This is a genomic window from Polynucleobacter paneuropaeus (genome assembly GCF_003261235.1).
Lineage (GTDB): Bacteria > Pseudomonadota > Gammaproteobacteria > Burkholderiales > Burkholderiaceae > Polynucleobacter > Polynucleobacter paneuropaeus.
This window is the reverse complement of sequence record NZ_CP030085.1, coordinates 626,210-640,719: the sequence shown is the minus strand read 5'-3', so window position 1 is coordinate 640,719 and position 14,510 is coordinate 626,210. Positions and strand designations below refer to the sequence as shown.

The window sequence follows — 14,510 nt, the reverse complement described above, 5'->3', positions numbered from 1 at the left end:
TAATTTGCCTAAAAATAACTAAGCCAATTCTTACCTCAACTTCAACATATTTTTACTAGCCTCAATCCCCTGCTCAATCACGATTTGATAAGGAGCGGCTAAGGTAGGCAGCATCAACATAATCACCAAAAATCCTACTAGCAGAGTGAGCGGAAAGCCAATACCAAAAATATTAAGCTGGGGTGAGGATCTAGTCAAAATACCGAGAGCTAAATTCGTAATCAGCAAAGTGGCCACAATGGGTAATGAGAGCTGTAAGGCAATACTAAAAAGCTTCGCACCCCAAGTGGCAATCATCATGCCATCGATCATATGGGCTTGCGCTGTGACGGGAATGTCATAGAAACTCTGTAGTAATGCAGAAATCATGATCAAGTGACCATTCATACTTAGGAATACTAAGAGCGCCAAGATACCCATCAGTTGGCTGATCACTACCGTTGTACCGCCTGACTGAGGGTCGTAATTGGTAGCAAATCCAAAGCCCATGGTCATACCACTCACCTGACCCGCAAACTCAATCGCACTAAAGATAAGCTGCGCCATAAAACCAATTGCCAGACCCACAATCAATTGCTCGGCAACAATCAACGCACCGCTCAAGGAGAGTAAATCAATATTCGGCATTGCTGGTGCTGCTGGTGCAATCACCATCGCAAGCAAAATACCCATCGCTACTTTAATCTGCAGTGAGATCGCTTGATTACCAAAAAAGGGGGCGACGGCTACAAAACCTAAAATACGCGTAAGCGGTATTAAGATGGTGACAACCCAAGCTTGAATGAGTTCGCTATTGAGCGTCAGCATGGGTGAGGATTTATTGTATTAGCCCATCAAGAGCGAAAAGTTACTGAACATACCGCGCATATAGGTTACTAATACAGAGATCATCCAAGGCCCAGCGATGAGTAACGTGAGCAAAATGCCTAATAGCTTTGGAATGAAGGACAAAGTTGCTTCATTAATTTGCGTTGCCGCCTGAAACACCGAAATGATCAAACCCACTACCAGAGACACCAAGAGCAAAGGCGCACCAACCATGAGGGTTGTCTCCATTGCAAGGCGTCCGATATTCATTACTGATTCTGGCGTCATGACTTTTATCCTAGTCTTATTTTTCTATATTTCTATTGTTTACTGCGCAAAACTGGCTGCTAAGGAGCCTAGCAAGAGCTGCCATCCATCTACCAATACAAACAACATCAGCTTGAACGGTAATGAAATAATCGCTGGTGAGACCATCATCATGCCCATGGCCATCAGCACACTAGCGACCACCATATCAATGATCAAAAAAGGAATAAAAATACTAAAGCCAATCTGAAAGCCGGTTTTCAGTTCGCTAGTCATAAAGCTAGGCACCAAAACACTCATCGGAATGTCATCCGGTGAAGCAACTTTCTTGCCTGACATATTTAAGAACAAAGCCAGATCATTTTCACGGGTTTGCTTAAGCATGAACTCTCGAATCGGTACGGAACCTTTTTCTAGAGCCTGCTGAATGGTGATCTTGTTGTCATTGAGCGGTTGATATGCCTCGTTATAGACTCGATCAAATACTGGCCCCATCACAAAAAAGGTTAAAAATAAAGCTAAGCCCAACAAGATTTGGTTAGGTGGGGTTGCCTGTGCACCAATCGCCTGACGCAAAAGAGAGAGCACAATAATGATGCGTGTAAAACTGGTCATCATTAATAAAACGGTTGGTAAAAAAGATAAAGAAGTGAGCAGAATCAGAGTCTGCAGACTCAAGCTATAGTTTTGGCTGCCGCCAGGCCCAGCGGAGCTAGATAAAACATTTAGAGATGAATTATTCGCCGCATAACTTGGAATGGTGTAAAAAATACAAGCCAAGGCAAAACCTAGGCATAGCGCCCAAAAAATTGTCTTTGCGTTAAGAGAAATGGGTTTGAATTCTGTTAAATCATTCATTGCCATCACCCACTTTTAAGATTTTTCGTAAAAACCGTTTCACATTTTCTTTATGAAATTTGGCAGCATTGGTTTGTGGTTTAAAGCTGCTTTGCATATTGCGCGGCTCTTCTTGTAATTGAGACGAAGATGTTGACTGCTCCTCATCAAACTCAGATCGGAATTGAAAACGGGGTTCTGCCTGGCGTTGTGCGCGAGCATTTTGTGATGTACTTGGTGCGGGCTCATCTTCATAAAATGGCGTCTCTTCATAGCCATCACTAAAATCCAGATCTGCTACTTTGAAATTAGCCAAGCTATTAACTTGGCCTGAGGCCACACCGACAACCACCCAATTGCCACCAATTTCAACGACTACCACTCGCTCACGCGGTCCCACACTCACGCCGCCAACAATTTTGGCAACGGATTGATTACCAATTTTGGCATGATTGAGTTTTTTCATTGCCCAAGCCAAACCCGCAATCAAGCCTAGTACCAATAGCAAACCCAGGATTACTCTAAAGGGACCACCATCCGACTCTGGAACGCGGGTGACCTGAGCCATTGCTACTTCAGCGAAGAAGAGGCTTGAGAGAATTGCCCAGTTACGTGTTTTCAGGATGGTCATCTTGTGCTTTTTTTGGCTTATTGAGCTTATTTAAATTAATTATTTATTGATTTATTTATTTAATTTACGAATGCGTTCAATTGGCGTAATGATTTCAGTCAGGCGAATACCGAACTTTTCATTAATCACCACCACCTCGCCTTTAGCAATCATCGTGCCATTAACCAGAATATCCATCAAATCACCTGATGCGGCATCTAACTCAACGATAGAACCCTGGGTTAACTGCAGAAGTGTCTTAATTGGAATTTTTGTGCGGCCGATTTCCACAGACAACTGGACCGGAATATCTTTAATAAATTCCAAATCCTTTTCCTGTGGCTGGGACTTATCATTCCCTTCCAGCTCATTAAATACTTCGGCGCCCTCTTGATTGCCGGATTCAATTTCATTTGCCATCATTGGCTCCTTTAATATATTCAGATGCGTCGGGTTTTAAGAGTTTTTCAACTCGCAAAGAGTATTGGTTGTTGTATATCCCATAGCGACAGGACAATACAGGTACGTTATCTACTGTCACAGGAATTTCTGCTAAATAAGATAGGGGGATAACGTCGCCATTCTTTAAGGCAATGATTTCTTCCATCAACATGGTTTTATTGCCCAAATTAGCAACTACCTCTACTTCAACTGCTTGTACCTGCTCTAGCAAACTCAGTTCCCAGATATGATCATGCTCAGACACCATGCCCTGAGTCTGAGATGTCAGAATATCCATGATGGGTTCGAGCATCATGTAAGGGACACACAGCTCAATCTCGTAATTCGCTTCGCCAATGACGAGTGTGAAAGTGGTGGTTGACATTAACTCGCTAGCCATCGCAATGTTGACGAATGACAAATTCATTTCTGAGCTAACGTGTTCGCATTCTATAGGGTACGCTGGGGCCCATGCTTCTTTATAGGAACCAAAGAAGGTTTGTAATAGCGTACCTACAATCCGCATCTCAGTAGCCGTAAATTCACGACCTTCGATAGAGACTGGAAAACGGGCACCACCACCAAAGAGATTATCAACGGTGTACAACACCAAATTGGGATCCATAATCAACAAACCTGTACCGCGCAGTGGTTTCAGTTTGATCAAATTAATGTTACTAGGTTGACTATGCTTGGCGAGCAACTCACCATACTTACAGGTTGTAGTTGCTGATGTTTTTACCTCAATAAGCTGGCCAAATAAATTGGAGGCCGTAATTCGTAACAAACGAATAAAACGCTCATGTACTGTTTCGATCGTGGGCATACGGCCACGAACCAGGCGCTCTTGGGTGCCTAAATTAAATGTCTTAGCTTGTGCGCCCTGCAGGTTTTGCTCCTGCATTTGGGCATTTTTTTGTTCTTCAGTTAACTCAACGTCTTTTAACAGCTCGTCAAGTTCACCTGCGGTGAGGTTTTCATCTGCCATGATGGGCTCGTGTTTACTGAATAATGAAAGAAGTTAAATAGACGCCAGTAATTTTTTGTTCTGACTGACTACCGCTAAAAGGTTTTTGAAGTTCCTCAGTAATTTCAGTGATCAAGGTATTTTTACCTTCGACTGAGGTGATTTCAGAGGCTTTTTTATTGGTGAGAATAAACAAAATACGACTTCTCAACTCTGGCATATGCGCTTTTAAATTGGCGCTCATCTCTTCAGAAGGAACTTGAAGATTTAAAGTCGTTTGCAAGTACTGTTGAGGTTCAGTGCTCTCTGGTCGCAAATTCACGGTAAATGCTTCCAAAGGAACAAAAATTTGGAGTTCAGGAGTCTTTGGTTTGGACTCGGCTGCATGAGAGTCGGCTTTCATGACCAAGAAATAGTAGGCTGCTCCACCACCAATAGCCAAGGCGAGCACAACGCCTAGGATGATGAATAACATCTTTTTGGATTTAGGCTTAACTGCCTGTTCGTTCTCTGCCATTTACCGCTCCATTGTGAAAATCATTCCTCATTATCGGGGGAAATCATGACACTAGATACTCAGAAAAGAGGTAGAAACACCCCTTATAAAGGCATTTAGATAGTGCTTTTAGGGTTGATTCGGAGGGGTTTACTTTAGAAATCCCAATCCGAAGGAAGGGATTATTCTGAAAAGCTTATGCCGAAGTAATAAAACTGGCGCCTGGCAAGGCAGCGGGCTGAGCTTGATAAGGGTGGCGTGGCAACATTTGACCTGCAGCGGCAGTCATGCCAGCTAATGAACTCTGGTCAGCACTGGGTTTACTGGCGCTGAGTAAGCCATGTAAAAGCGTGCTTGCAGCGGCATCGCCCAGCTTAGAAAGGCCCAGAGAAGCACCAGGCAAAGCAATTGAACTCCCCAGTGATGCAAGGGCAAGACCGCCAGATAGTGTTTTACCCAAAACACTACCCAAACTATCAACAAAGCTAGCCGAAGAACCCTCTACAGCGGATGCTTGTCCCCCTGTAGGGCAGTGGAATTCAGCAGAAACCCCTTTAGCTAAAAAGCCGGGGTTCAGAGAATTGCCAAAAGAGGTAGGTAAGCCTAAATCAGTCATCGTTCGATTTTATAGGGGGTGCAGAGATTCAATTCGGAGAATAAAGGTATTTTTTGCCCTTAGTTCTGGATTTTGGACCGGTTTCACAGCTTATCCTGCCACTGAATCGGCGAGCCAACATGCTCGTATTCCTCAGTTTGAGGGTTATAAAAGGTCATTGCCCAGCTAGGATATTCGCGGGAGCTAATCTCACCCTCCTGAATGACGCTTACTAGGGTATGACGGGAATCTTGCTCTATTTTGCTAAACAGCGCTTTGATAGCAGATTCTTCGCCCTCCAAAACCTCCATGAAATTCCCGTCTTTAAATACCAACATGCCGGTTATACCGACCTTGGTATTTTCACTACTCATCAGAAAAGCCATATCCAGAAACTTTTCTCGAGTAAAAGTCTCTGTTGCAGAACTGACGTAGATGAGTTGATAAGTGGCCATAAAGAATTACACAAAGACGCTGACAATGCCATCGTACCGCATTGGCAGACCTGGATCCTGAACTTTCCCGCCCTTCGCTGCTTGCTCATTGAGTAGCTGGCTTAGCGCACTGTGGTGCTCAGATGAAAGAATTGAACCAGACTGATTTTGGGCAGCGAGAACGCTAGCCTGACTTTCTTCAAAGCTAGCACCAGAACAGACATTCGCCTGCTCCAAAATGAGATCAGCTTGGCTCATTGAGCCCCGCAATTGCTCTATGCCATCTTGCAAAGCTTGGCGCACGTCCGCATTATTCGACACAAAAGTCGCATTGACCTGATGATCTTTAACGGTAATCACAATTTTTATAAATCCAAGATTGTCAGGATTGAGATTTAACACGGCTAAATGCATATTAGCACCAACCATCAAGATCATTCTCTGGGAGATCTCTTCACTCCACTGTAAAGAACCAAACTGGGCATGGACTTGGCCATGCATCGTATTGGCTTGAATTGGTGCATTACCAAACTCGGATTCGCCACCACTGCCAGCTTGACCACCTTGTCCTTGATTCTCTGATGCAGAAATTCCCATAGCGGTAATCGCTTCGCTTTCAAGATTTGCGTTCTTCTTGGGTACTAGCGGATCTTTACCTGGCATCTCCAATGTCGCGTTCTTGGATAATGCTTGGGAAGGGCCTAGAAGTTTAGCTTGCGTTTGTAGAATCTCAGCATCAGAAGTAAACCCCGGCTCTCTTGAAATAACGCGCATATTTTTGGCTTGCGCTTGCATTTCCGCCAGTTTGGCAAAAGCAAACTCTGTATGAGCCTGCTTCATATTTGTGCTTTGGGTTGCTGGTGCTTGAAATGAATTAACTTCGCCTGATTTAGAGATATTCACAAAGGCATCTACCTGCCTTGCAACCGCAGCCCTTACCTCTTCTTGATGAGGATTATCTTTCGCCTGCAATTTACTGGCCTGGACAATATTAGGCGATAGTAGCTGCGCAGTGTTCACTGTATTTTTGGCATCTAGCTCTTGAAATACTTTTACTTGGGAAGAAAGTAATTGACTAAAAATGGGTAAAGTTGAAGCGGTGGCAGCATTGGAGTTAGACTGTATTCCAGAATCCTGCCCAACACTGGTGTTGAGTAAAGATTGGGCTTGAGCTTTGAGATCGATATTCATAGCCGTGTTTTAAGCGCTAGAATTATTGGCAGATAAAAAGCGGCGTTGATTACTGCTGAACTCATCCATTTGCTTTTGCTCGCGTCTAGCTGCCAGCTTTTGCATTTGTAATTGATTTCTTTCAATAATAACTTCGTATGATCTTTTTTTAGCCTGACATTTTTGCCAATAGGCTAAGTGATGCTTAACGATTTCATCATATTGATGAATGGCACTACCCTGACTAACAATCGCTTGGTCTAAATTCTTCAAAAACAGCATGTAATTTTGCAAATCGGTAGCAGTAACACCCTCCAGCGATAACGCATTTCGCTGATCAATATATTCATCACGATAGTTTTGCAAATGCTTTTCTTGATCACGTGCCTGTGCAGCATCCCGATTTGCTTTAGCCAATCTTTCGGCAGCATTATCTAGATTACGTTTAGCAAGTTCTAAGAGAGTATTCATACCATTAAGGATATTCGCCATGATTAACCTTGCTGCGTAATAATCTGATTAAGCTGCTCGATACTTTCTTGGGTGTTGCACTGTGTCGCAAAATCTTGTTGCAAGAAGTTTTCAATACTTATACGTTTCTGAATCGCCTCATCCAAAACAGCATCTGCTCCAGGGACATAAGCACCTACATTAATCAGATCTTGGTTGCGACTGTATTTAGAGCTGAGTTGTTTGAGCTTACGCGCCGATTGCTGATGCTGAGTATCCACAATACTATGCATCACACGACTAATCGACTGCTCAATATCAATCGCTGGATAGTGGCCTGCTTCCGCTAGAGTTCTATCCAGCACAATATGACCATCCAAAATGGCTCGTGCTGAATCAGCAATCGGATCTTGCTGATCATCGCCCTCGGTTAAAACAGTATAAAAGGCAGTAATCGATCCACCGCCGACATCACTGTTACCTGCGCGCTCTACCAACTTGGGTAGTTTTGCAAACACTGAAGGCGGATAACCCTTGGTTGCGGGTGGCTCACCTAGCGCTAAAGCAATTTCACGCTGGGCCATAGCAAAACGGGTTAACGAATCCATAATAAGTAAGACATGCTTACCTTGACTGCGGAAGTGCTCTGCAATCGTAGCTGAATAATTGGCGCCTTGTAAACGCATCAAAGGCGATGCATCTGCAGGGGCTGCAACCACTACTGAACGCGCTAGACCAACCTCTCCCAAAATGTGTTCAATAAATTCCTTGACCTCGCGACCACGCTCGCCAATCAAACCGACGACGATGACATCAGCATCGGTATAGCGAGCCATCATTCCAAGCAGGACACTTTTACCCACACCAGAGCCAGCAAATAGACCCATCCTTTGACCACGCCCTACTGTGAGCAGACTGTTAATGGCCTTCACACCAACATCCAAAATCGTATCAATGGGCGCGCGCTTTAAAGGATTGATTGGTTCAGATTGCAAAGGAGCAAAATGATCTGCTTGCAGGGGGCCTAAATCATCTAAGGGCACGCCTGCAGCATCGAGAACACGCCCCAGAAGATGATCGCCGACGGGTAAACGGGTAACCCGACTTTCATTCTGTGGGGAATCATCATTGTGATCAAACGGCTTATGAAATTGTGAAGTGCGAATAGGCATTGACTTCAAAATAACTTTAGCAGAAGGAGCAATCCCTTCAATGCTACTTTGGGGCATCAAAAATAGGCGCCCATGATCAAAGCCAACTACCTCAGCCTCAACCTGCTGTCCGTCACCCATTGGAATCACACAAACACTCCCAATGGGTAAATATATTCCACCGGCTTCAATTACTAAGCCCGTTACCTTTGTAACACGTCCAGCAACTTCAACATTATCTACAGTGGAAACAGCACTAGAGCAATGGCGTAAGTAGTTATCGAGAAGCCCATCTAGATTCAGGTGGGATTGATCAATACCGAACGAATCCAATTGGTTGGCAACAGTCATGATTTTTCTGCCAGCCAATCATGATTTTGACCCAAAGAATCACAAATTAGACGCCAGCGGTTCTCATGTGTAGCGTCTACAGTATTACCAGACGTTTCGATAATGCAAGAGCCACGTTCAATGCAAATATCTTCCTCTATCTGCCAATGATTTAATTCGGCCTGGAGATATTTCTGCACAATTTGTACATCTTCAGGATTTAACTTCAGATGCAGTGGCCCTTCGCTATCAATGAGGCTATTGGTGGCCTGTCGCAAAATAGGGAGGATTGCCTCTTGATTAATCTTGAGATGCTCTTTAAGCATTGCTTTGGCGATGTCGAGAGATAGCGCTAATACGTCTTCACACAAGACCTTACTTTTTTCCTTGGCAGTATTGGAAAAGCCATTCATGAGATTTTTCAAATCGGCTTGTTCAACTGCCAATTTTTCATTTGCCATATTCATGCCGGCTTCGTGACCGCTTTTCATGCCACGGTCATAGCCATCCAAATAGGCTTTATCTAAGATCTCTTTAATTTTCTCAGGGGAAAAACTAATAGACTGTGAAGCACTAGGCTCAGGCTTCACTGCGGGCTTAGTCGGAATGAGATCAGTAAAAAAAGATTCGCCTATTGCTTTAGGCCAAGCACGAGTAGTTTCCATATTAGAGGTAATCCTCACCACCTCCGGCACCCGGCAACATCACCGAGCCATCCTCAATCAAGCCCCTGACCACAATCAGGATTTCTTTTTGCTGCGCTTCAACTTCAGAGAGTTTGACAGGGCCTTTATTTTCCAAGTCATCACGCATCATATCGGCCGCACGAGAAGACATGTTCTTGAAGATTTTTTCACGCAATTCAGCACTTGCACCTTTGAGGGCTGTAACTAATGCATCTGACTGAACATCGCGCAAGATGGTCTGGATTCCGCGGTCATCAATATTGATAATGTCGTCAAATGTGAACATTTCATCGTTAATCTTTTCTGCAATTTCAATGTCGTATTCTTTAATACGATCCATTAAAACTTGTTGTGGGGCTTGGCCTATATAGTTCATGATATCTGCAGCAGCACGAATACCACCAATTTGTTTTTTGGTGGAAGTCTGCGCCCCACTCAATAATCGGGCAAGTACCACATTTAATTCTTTAAGTGCTTGAGGCTTTACTTCCTCTAGGGTAGAAATCCGCAACATTGTATCTTTGCGCAAGTCTTCATTGAACAAGGTCAAAATTTGTGAGGCCTGCTCTGGCTCAAGATGCACCAAAATCGTGGCAATAATTTGTGGATGCTCATACCGAATTATATCGGCGACAGCTGTGGCATCCATCCACTTCAAGTTATCAATACCTTCAGAATCTTTATTCTCCAAGATACGCTCAAATAAACCGGAAGCGGTTTCTTGGCCTAAGGCCTGGGTTAGAACGTTTCGAGTAAATGAATCGGTATCAATATTAAGAGATGCACCTTCACCAGCATAACTAAAGAAATCACGTAAGGTATCGGCAACTGTAGCCTGCTCAACCCTGCGCAGAGTTGTCATGACAGCACTCAGCTTTTGCACGTCTCGTGGCGAGACGTGTTTCATCACTTGAGATGCACCCTCTTCTCCGAGAGCCAGCATCAAAATAGCGGCTTTAAGAACACTGCTCTCGTTTGGATTTGTTGCCATTAGCTATTTCCCACCCAACCAGCAACCACGTCAGCTACTACTTTTGGATTTTCCTTGGCCAAAGCCTGAACGGTCTTGAGGTCCTTTTGATACGGAGTTAATTTTGGTATAGGTCTGCCATTTTCGTCAAGATTATCGTCAAATTCAGCAGGAGCCTCATCTGGCGCCAGTAAATTGGCCAACATCGGTTTGATTGCCTTACGATACATCACAAATAGCACGATCAAGCCTAGAACAATTTGACCAATATTCTTAGCCATTTCAATATTAACCGGGTCTTTCCAGATTGGTAATTCAGATACATCAGCTTCTTTAACTGGGGTAAACGGTGTATTCACCACGCTTACGCTATCACCCCTAGCTTCATTAAAACCCATAGCTTGTTTAGCTAAATCCATAATTTGCTGTTTTTCAGCATCGTTTAAAGGACGTGTCGTTGGTTTACCTTCAGCATCAACGTCAGCTTTATTGTTGACTACGATTGCTACTGAAAGACGCTTCACTCCGCCCATCGATTTTTGGGTAAACAAAATCGTTTTATCAATTTCATAATTCGTAATCGAATTTCTTTGCGTGCTCATCGGATTTTGAGCAGCGCCAGCTGCACCAGCAGCACCTGCACCAGCAGCAGCCCCGCCTGGAGCAGCATTGTTAGTTGTATTTAAAGGTGCAGTTGCATTTGCAGGGGGTTGATTACTCAATGCACCTGGTACGCCACCATTGTTTGAGCCTGAAGGCACAATAGACTCATTAGTCTGCAAGCTACGAATGACAGCAACTTCAGGCTTTTGATTTGGCTTGTAAATTTCATTAGCCTCTTCAGTGTTTGAAAAATCGATTTCTACATTAGCCTCGGCGCGCACATTCTTCTCTCCTACGATTGGAGTAATGATTGCCTGAATTCGCGACACAATATTTTTTTGCAAATCTTCAACATATTTGAGTTGATTTGCATCTAAAGTTTTAGAGCCGCCCTTGTTTACGTCTGAAAGCAAGCTACCATTTTGATCAAGGATATCAACATTGCTAAGGCCTAAATTTGGCACGCTACTAGAAATCAAATGGGCTATTGCACTTACTTGATGTTGATCTAGAGTGCGGCCTTGCATTAATTTCACTAAAACCGATGCCGTTGGTTTTTGCGCATCACGAACAAATACTGATGATTTAGGTATTGCCAGATGCACTCGAGCGCCTTCTACTCCAGAGATCGATTGAATACTACGTTCTAGCTCACCCTCTAAGGCGCGTTGAAAGTTCACCTGCTCTACAAATTGAGAAACCCCAAATTTTTGATTTTCAAGAAGCTCAAAACCCACATTACCGCCTCTGGGCAAGCCCATAGCAGCTAATTTGAGTCGGGTCTGATACACCAAATCTGCTGGTACCAGAATGGAAGAGCCGCCATCGGCTAATTTATAAGGAATATTTTGCTGTTCCAGAACGGCAACAATAGCCCCGCCATCCTTGTCATTGAAATTGGAGAACACGACCTTGTATTTAGGGCCCTGACTCCAGATCCAAAAGACCGCCATCACGGCAACAACCGCAGCGATCCCTGCTGATAGAAGCACTTTTTTACTAGTGCCCTGCAAATTTAAGCGCGCTAACAAGCTTTCCATAGCAATTTTCCCAGCCAATTAGTGATATGAAAAGGCAGATTGAAGATCACTCTGGAAACTGATAAGATCGGTTTTTTGCATGATTTCTCCAATACGCCCTAAATAAATATGATGTTTAACCGTCATTATGAATAGGGAAATTTCATTTCAATTGAAGGAATAAGGCCTTTTTTTCCTTCTTATTGCCAAAACTGCTGCCGTTCTTTGCTGATACATTACTTCCATTGTTCAGTTTCAGTGAGGAGTTCCATCATGAGTGTCGGCGCTATAGATTCAGGGCGTATTCAAGCAATGTTGGCCCAATTAAAGGCTGCGTCTTCTGCCGCCCCTGCAAACCTTGCTGCCCCAATTCAGGGTCTAGATGGCATTAAAGGCATCACCAACGGGGATGGTCCTAAAACTGCCCCTTCGATTGATTTTGCAACTGCCCTCAAGTCATCACTTGACCAAGTAAACCAACACCAGGCTAAAGCGGTAGAACTGGGGAAAAACTTTGCCTTAGGCGACGACAGTGTCAACCTCTCCGATGTCATGGTAGCAACACAAAAAGCCAGCCTGTCATTTCAAGCCACTGTACAGGTTCGTAATAAGCTCGTATCTGCTTATCACGACATTATGAATATGCAGGTCTAGCTCTATCACAACCGCAATAGCGATAATTAGCTAGTAATTTTTTGCTGGGTTACTTCAATCAACTCAGAGTGTGAGTATTTGGAACCCACAACGTCGCCCACTAGGTAGACAATCACATCCACTGCAAAGTTTCGTAACTGCGCCCTGCTGGTAAAGGTTTTACCCATGGATAACAAAGCCAATACCTCCTTAGGATTCACTGATCTGAGCTTGGGGTGTAAAGAATTACACATCTCCATCATATGCACCAGGGCTTCGCCCGCATTTGCATTTTGCATAAAATGCGCGTTATAAGCAGCGCTCATTTCTAAAATAAGAGTACTTTCAATAGAAACGGACATATTTTCAATTCATGCAATAAAGGTTTGAGACTCAATGACTTACTTAGCTAACGATATTTCAGCAATCCACTGCATTACTGTATCAGGTCATTGCCTAGGCCTGCTTTTCTAGCTGATAAAGCCAAGCCAATATTTCTGCTACGGCTTGGTATAAAGCAGGGGGAATATTCTCATCAAGATCGACCTGCATGAGCAAGCCCACCAGGTCCTTAGATTCATGGATATAAATATGATGCTCTTTAGCCTTGGCAATAATTTGCTCAGCTACAAGGCCCTTACCGCTAGCTAATACCTTTGGTGCAAATTCGCCTTGCTCATATGTCAAGGCTACTGCTTGCTGCAAAATCTTGGCCTTATCCATGGGCAATGACCTCCATTGCTTTGAGCTCTTGGCCATTAGCGTTAAAGGTATTTTTAAGATCTGAGATTTCTTGTCTAAAGAGATTTTCAGTCTGGGGCTTTTCAGCCTTCAACTGAACACTTAAAGCATTACCACGCAGGGTCAAGCGCGCTTGCACTTTGCCCAACTGGGGTAAATCCAATTCAATCACACTGACGATCGCCTGATCAGTATTGTCATCATGGGGCAACGAGGAAGATTGCTCCTGTTCATATGCTACCTGCCAATCCATCAGTTGGCCTGGCCAGATATTTCCATTCCAGCGGATGGTTTGATTTTCTAAAGCATCTAACTGTTTATTGACGATTTGCGAAGCATTAAAATTAGGGCGATTTTGAGGCTCCTTCATCAAGGCATTTAAGGGCCATTTGCCTTTAGCAAAGTTGGCCAAATGCGATTCATAGAAGAGCCCACTCATCACGATAGCGTTTTGTAATTGAGCCGCAGTAAGCTGAGAGTTTTGGGGATTTTGTAGCATAGGAGGCAGCAAGCTCTCAACCTTTGAGAGCTGCCCTTGTAACTGTGCTTCATCTTGCAATTGGGCGATCAACAAACTCGTACCGCTCAAAATGACATTTTCAAACGCGGATTGATTAGCGCCAGCACTTAATAATAGAAAGGTAGGGTTTGGATCGCTGCCGAGAAAGCGAAAATGCAGCACATCTCCAACTGCAAAATGACTGCCCAGCTTCATACCAAACACTTGGTCGCCAATTTGTACTTCGGCTATTCCAGCTGGATCAAAGGAGATAATTTTTCCGACATACTCCAAGCCAACCCTCAAGGTAGCCTGGCTAGACTGCCCTACTCCTGTTGGAGCGACCGTTGGATTGATACCACCAATCGGATTCGTGGGCATACTCTATCTACTTATTTCTTGAAAGACTGACCACTCATGATGTCTGACAAGCGCAACATCCAAGGCTGCATTAAATCCATAATTTCTTTATCGTTTGAGAGGATGGTTTTGAGGCAAGCAATTTTTCGCTCAAGGGCTTCGGGCGTCAGGGGAGCTTGCTCGCCATGTACCGGAATTTGATGAATATAACCCTGACATAGAATTTCTAATTTACCGTAGCCATCCCAATCTTTTTGACGAGCAGCTTGTAACATCTGCTGACTGATTTCAGTCACAGCTTCATATAGGGAGAGCATATCGCTATTGGGCATTAAATTTTGACTTGTAAAAGCGATTGCTTTGATCGTATGAAAACCTTGTTTATCCAATATAGATACTACAAAACTTTGAGCCCAAACAATTCCAACATAAGACCTGTAAAAG

The 14,510-nt window shown here is 43.8% G+C and carries 19 protein-coding genes and 1 pseudogene; 1 reads left to right on the top strand and 19 read right to left on the bottom strand.

Annotated elements, in window-relative coordinates; all coding sequences use genetic code 11:
* Positions 1-30: 30 nt before the first annotated feature.
* The 15 genes and pseudogenes from fliR to fliF form a co-directional block, all read right to left on the bottom strand.
* On the bottom strand, positions 31-807 hold the full coding sequence (fliR, locus tag Pas1_RS03470) for a flagellar biosynthetic protein FliR (protein ID WP_112294508.1): 777 nt from the start codon (positions 805-807) through the stop codon (positions 31-33).
* 18 nt (positions 808-825) lie between these two features.
* The gene (fliQ, locus tag Pas1_RS03465; RefSeq protein WP_112294507.1) at positions 826-1,095 is read right to left on the bottom strand and encodes a flagellar biosynthesis protein FliQ; all 270 of its coding nucleotides are present in this window, start codon (positions 1,093-1,095) and stop codon (positions 826-828) included.
* A 39-nt stretch (positions 1,096-1,134) separates the two neighbouring features.
* A complete protein-coding gene (gene fliP, locus Pas1_RS03460) occupies positions 1,135-1,938 on the bottom strand; it encodes a flagellar type III secretion system pore protein FliP (RefSeq protein ID WP_404824871.1) in 804 nt (267 codons plus the stop codon).
* Positions 1,925-2,542 carry a flagellar biosynthetic protein FliO gene (gene fliO, locus Pas1_RS03455; RefSeq protein ID WP_112294506.1) on the bottom strand — a complete coding sequence of 206 codons (618 nt, stop codon included), beginning with the start codon at positions 2,540-2,542 and terminating at the stop codon, positions 1,925-1,927. The genes fliP and fliO overlap by 14 nt, the downstream gene beginning before the upstream one ends.
* Before the next feature lie 51 nt (positions 2,543-2,593).
* A pseudogene (gene fliN / locus Pas1_RS03450) lies at positions 2,594-2,842 on the bottom strand (flagellar motor switch protein FliN); the annotation flags it as partial.
* An 88-nt stretch (positions 2,843-2,930) separates the two neighbouring features.
* Positions 2,931-3,950 carry a flagellar motor switch protein FliM gene (gene fliM, locus Pas1_RS03445; protein ID WP_112294505.1) on the bottom strand — a complete coding sequence of 340 codons (1,020 nt, stop codon included), beginning with the start codon at positions 3,948-3,950 and terminating at the stop codon, positions 2,931-2,933.
* A 13-nt stretch (positions 3,951-3,963) separates the two neighbouring features.
* A complete protein-coding gene (gene fliL / locus Pas1_RS03440; protein ID WP_112294504.1) occupies positions 3,964-4,446 on the bottom strand; it encodes a flagellar basal body-associated protein FliL in 483 nt (160 codons plus the stop codon).
* A 175-nt stretch (positions 4,447-4,621) separates the two neighbouring features.
* Positions 4,622-5,041 carry a hypothetical protein gene (locus Pas1_RS03435; RefSeq protein ID WP_112294503.1) on the bottom strand — a complete coding sequence of 140 codons (420 nt, stop codon included), beginning with the start codon at positions 5,039-5,041 and terminating at the stop codon, positions 4,622-4,624.
* An 83-nt stretch (positions 5,042-5,124) separates the two neighbouring features.
* Entirely contained in the window at positions 5,125-5,475 is a 351-nt protein-coding gene (locus Pas1_RS03430; protein ID WP_112294502.1) for a BLUF domain-containing protein, read from the bottom strand.
* Positions 5,476-5,481: 6 nt separating this feature from the next.
* The gene (locus Pas1_RS03425) at positions 5,482-6,645 is read right to left on the bottom strand and encodes a flagellar hook-length control protein FliK (protein WP_112294501.1); all 1,164 of its coding nucleotides are present in this window, start codon (positions 6,643-6,645) and stop codon (positions 5,482-5,484) included.
* A gap of 9 nt (positions 6,646-6,654) precedes the next feature.
* Positions 6,655-7,116: a flagellar export protein FliJ gene (gene fliJ / locus Pas1_RS03420; RefSeq protein WP_112294500.1), complete on the bottom strand. Its 462-nt coding sequence runs from the start codon at positions 7,114-7,116 to the stop codon at positions 6,655-6,657.
* A 2-nt stretch (positions 7,117-7,118) separates the two neighbouring features.
* Entirely contained in the window at positions 7,119-8,576 is a 1,458-nt protein-coding gene (gene fliI / locus Pas1_RS03415; RefSeq protein ID WP_112294499.1) for a flagellar protein export ATPase FliI, read from the bottom strand.
* Positions 8,573-9,220, bottom strand: coding sequence for a FliH/SctL family protein (locus tag Pas1_RS03410; RefSeq protein ID WP_112294498.1), 648 nt, complete (start codon positions 9,218-9,220; stop codon positions 8,573-8,575). The genes fliI and Pas1_RS03410 overlap by 4 nt, the downstream gene beginning before the upstream one ends.
* 1 nt (position 9,221) lies before the next feature.
* Positions 9,222-10,232 (bottom strand): flagellar motor switch protein FliG, encoded by a 1,011-nt coding sequence (gene fliG / locus Pas1_RS03405; protein ID WP_112294497.1) that lies wholly within the window; start codon positions 10,230-10,232, stop codon positions 9,222-9,224.
* Entirely contained in the window at positions 10,232-11,854 is a 1,623-nt protein-coding gene (gene fliF, locus Pas1_RS03400) for a flagellar basal-body MS-ring/collar protein FliF (protein ID WP_112294496.1), read from the bottom strand. The genes fliG and fliF overlap by 1 nt, the downstream gene beginning before the upstream one ends.
* Before the next feature lie 252 nt (positions 11,855-12,106).
* Here fliF and fliE point away from each other — a divergent pair, with 252 nt between their 5' ends.
* A complete protein-coding gene (gene fliE / locus Pas1_RS03395) occupies positions 12,107-12,487 on the top strand; it encodes a flagellar hook-basal body complex protein FliE (RefSeq protein ID WP_112294495.1) in 381 nt (126 codons plus the stop codon).
* 26 nt (positions 12,488-12,513) lie between these two features.
* On the opposite strand, the gene Pas1_RS03390 is transcribed toward fliE, so the two are convergent.
* The 4 genes from Pas1_RS03390 to Pas1_RS03375 form a co-directional block, all read right to left on the bottom strand.
* A complete protein-coding gene (locus Pas1_RS03390; protein ID WP_112294494.1) occupies positions 12,514-12,828 on the bottom strand; it encodes a hypothetical protein in 315 nt (104 codons plus the stop codon).
* Positions 12,829-12,922: 94 nt separating this feature from the next.
* Positions 12,923-13,189, bottom strand: a complete 267-nt coding sequence (locus Pas1_RS03385) for an EscU/YscU/HrcU family type III secretion system export apparatus switch protein (protein WP_096672456.1) — start codon at positions 13,187-13,189, stop codon at positions 12,923-12,925.
* On the bottom strand, positions 13,182-14,087 hold the full coding sequence (fliK, locus tag Pas1_RS03380; protein WP_112294493.1) for a flagellar hook-length control protein FliK: 906 nt from the start codon (positions 14,085-14,087) through the stop codon (positions 13,182-13,184). The genes Pas1_RS03385 and fliK overlap by 8 nt, the downstream gene beginning before the upstream one ends.
* Before the next feature lie 11 nt (positions 14,088-14,098).
* The gene (locus Pas1_RS03375; RefSeq protein ID WP_133092081.1) at positions 14,099-14,398 is read right to left on the bottom strand and encodes a flagellar protein FliT; all 300 of its coding nucleotides are present in this window, start codon (positions 14,396-14,398) and stop codon (positions 14,099-14,101) included.
* Positions 14,399-14,510 lie beyond the last annotated feature (112 nt).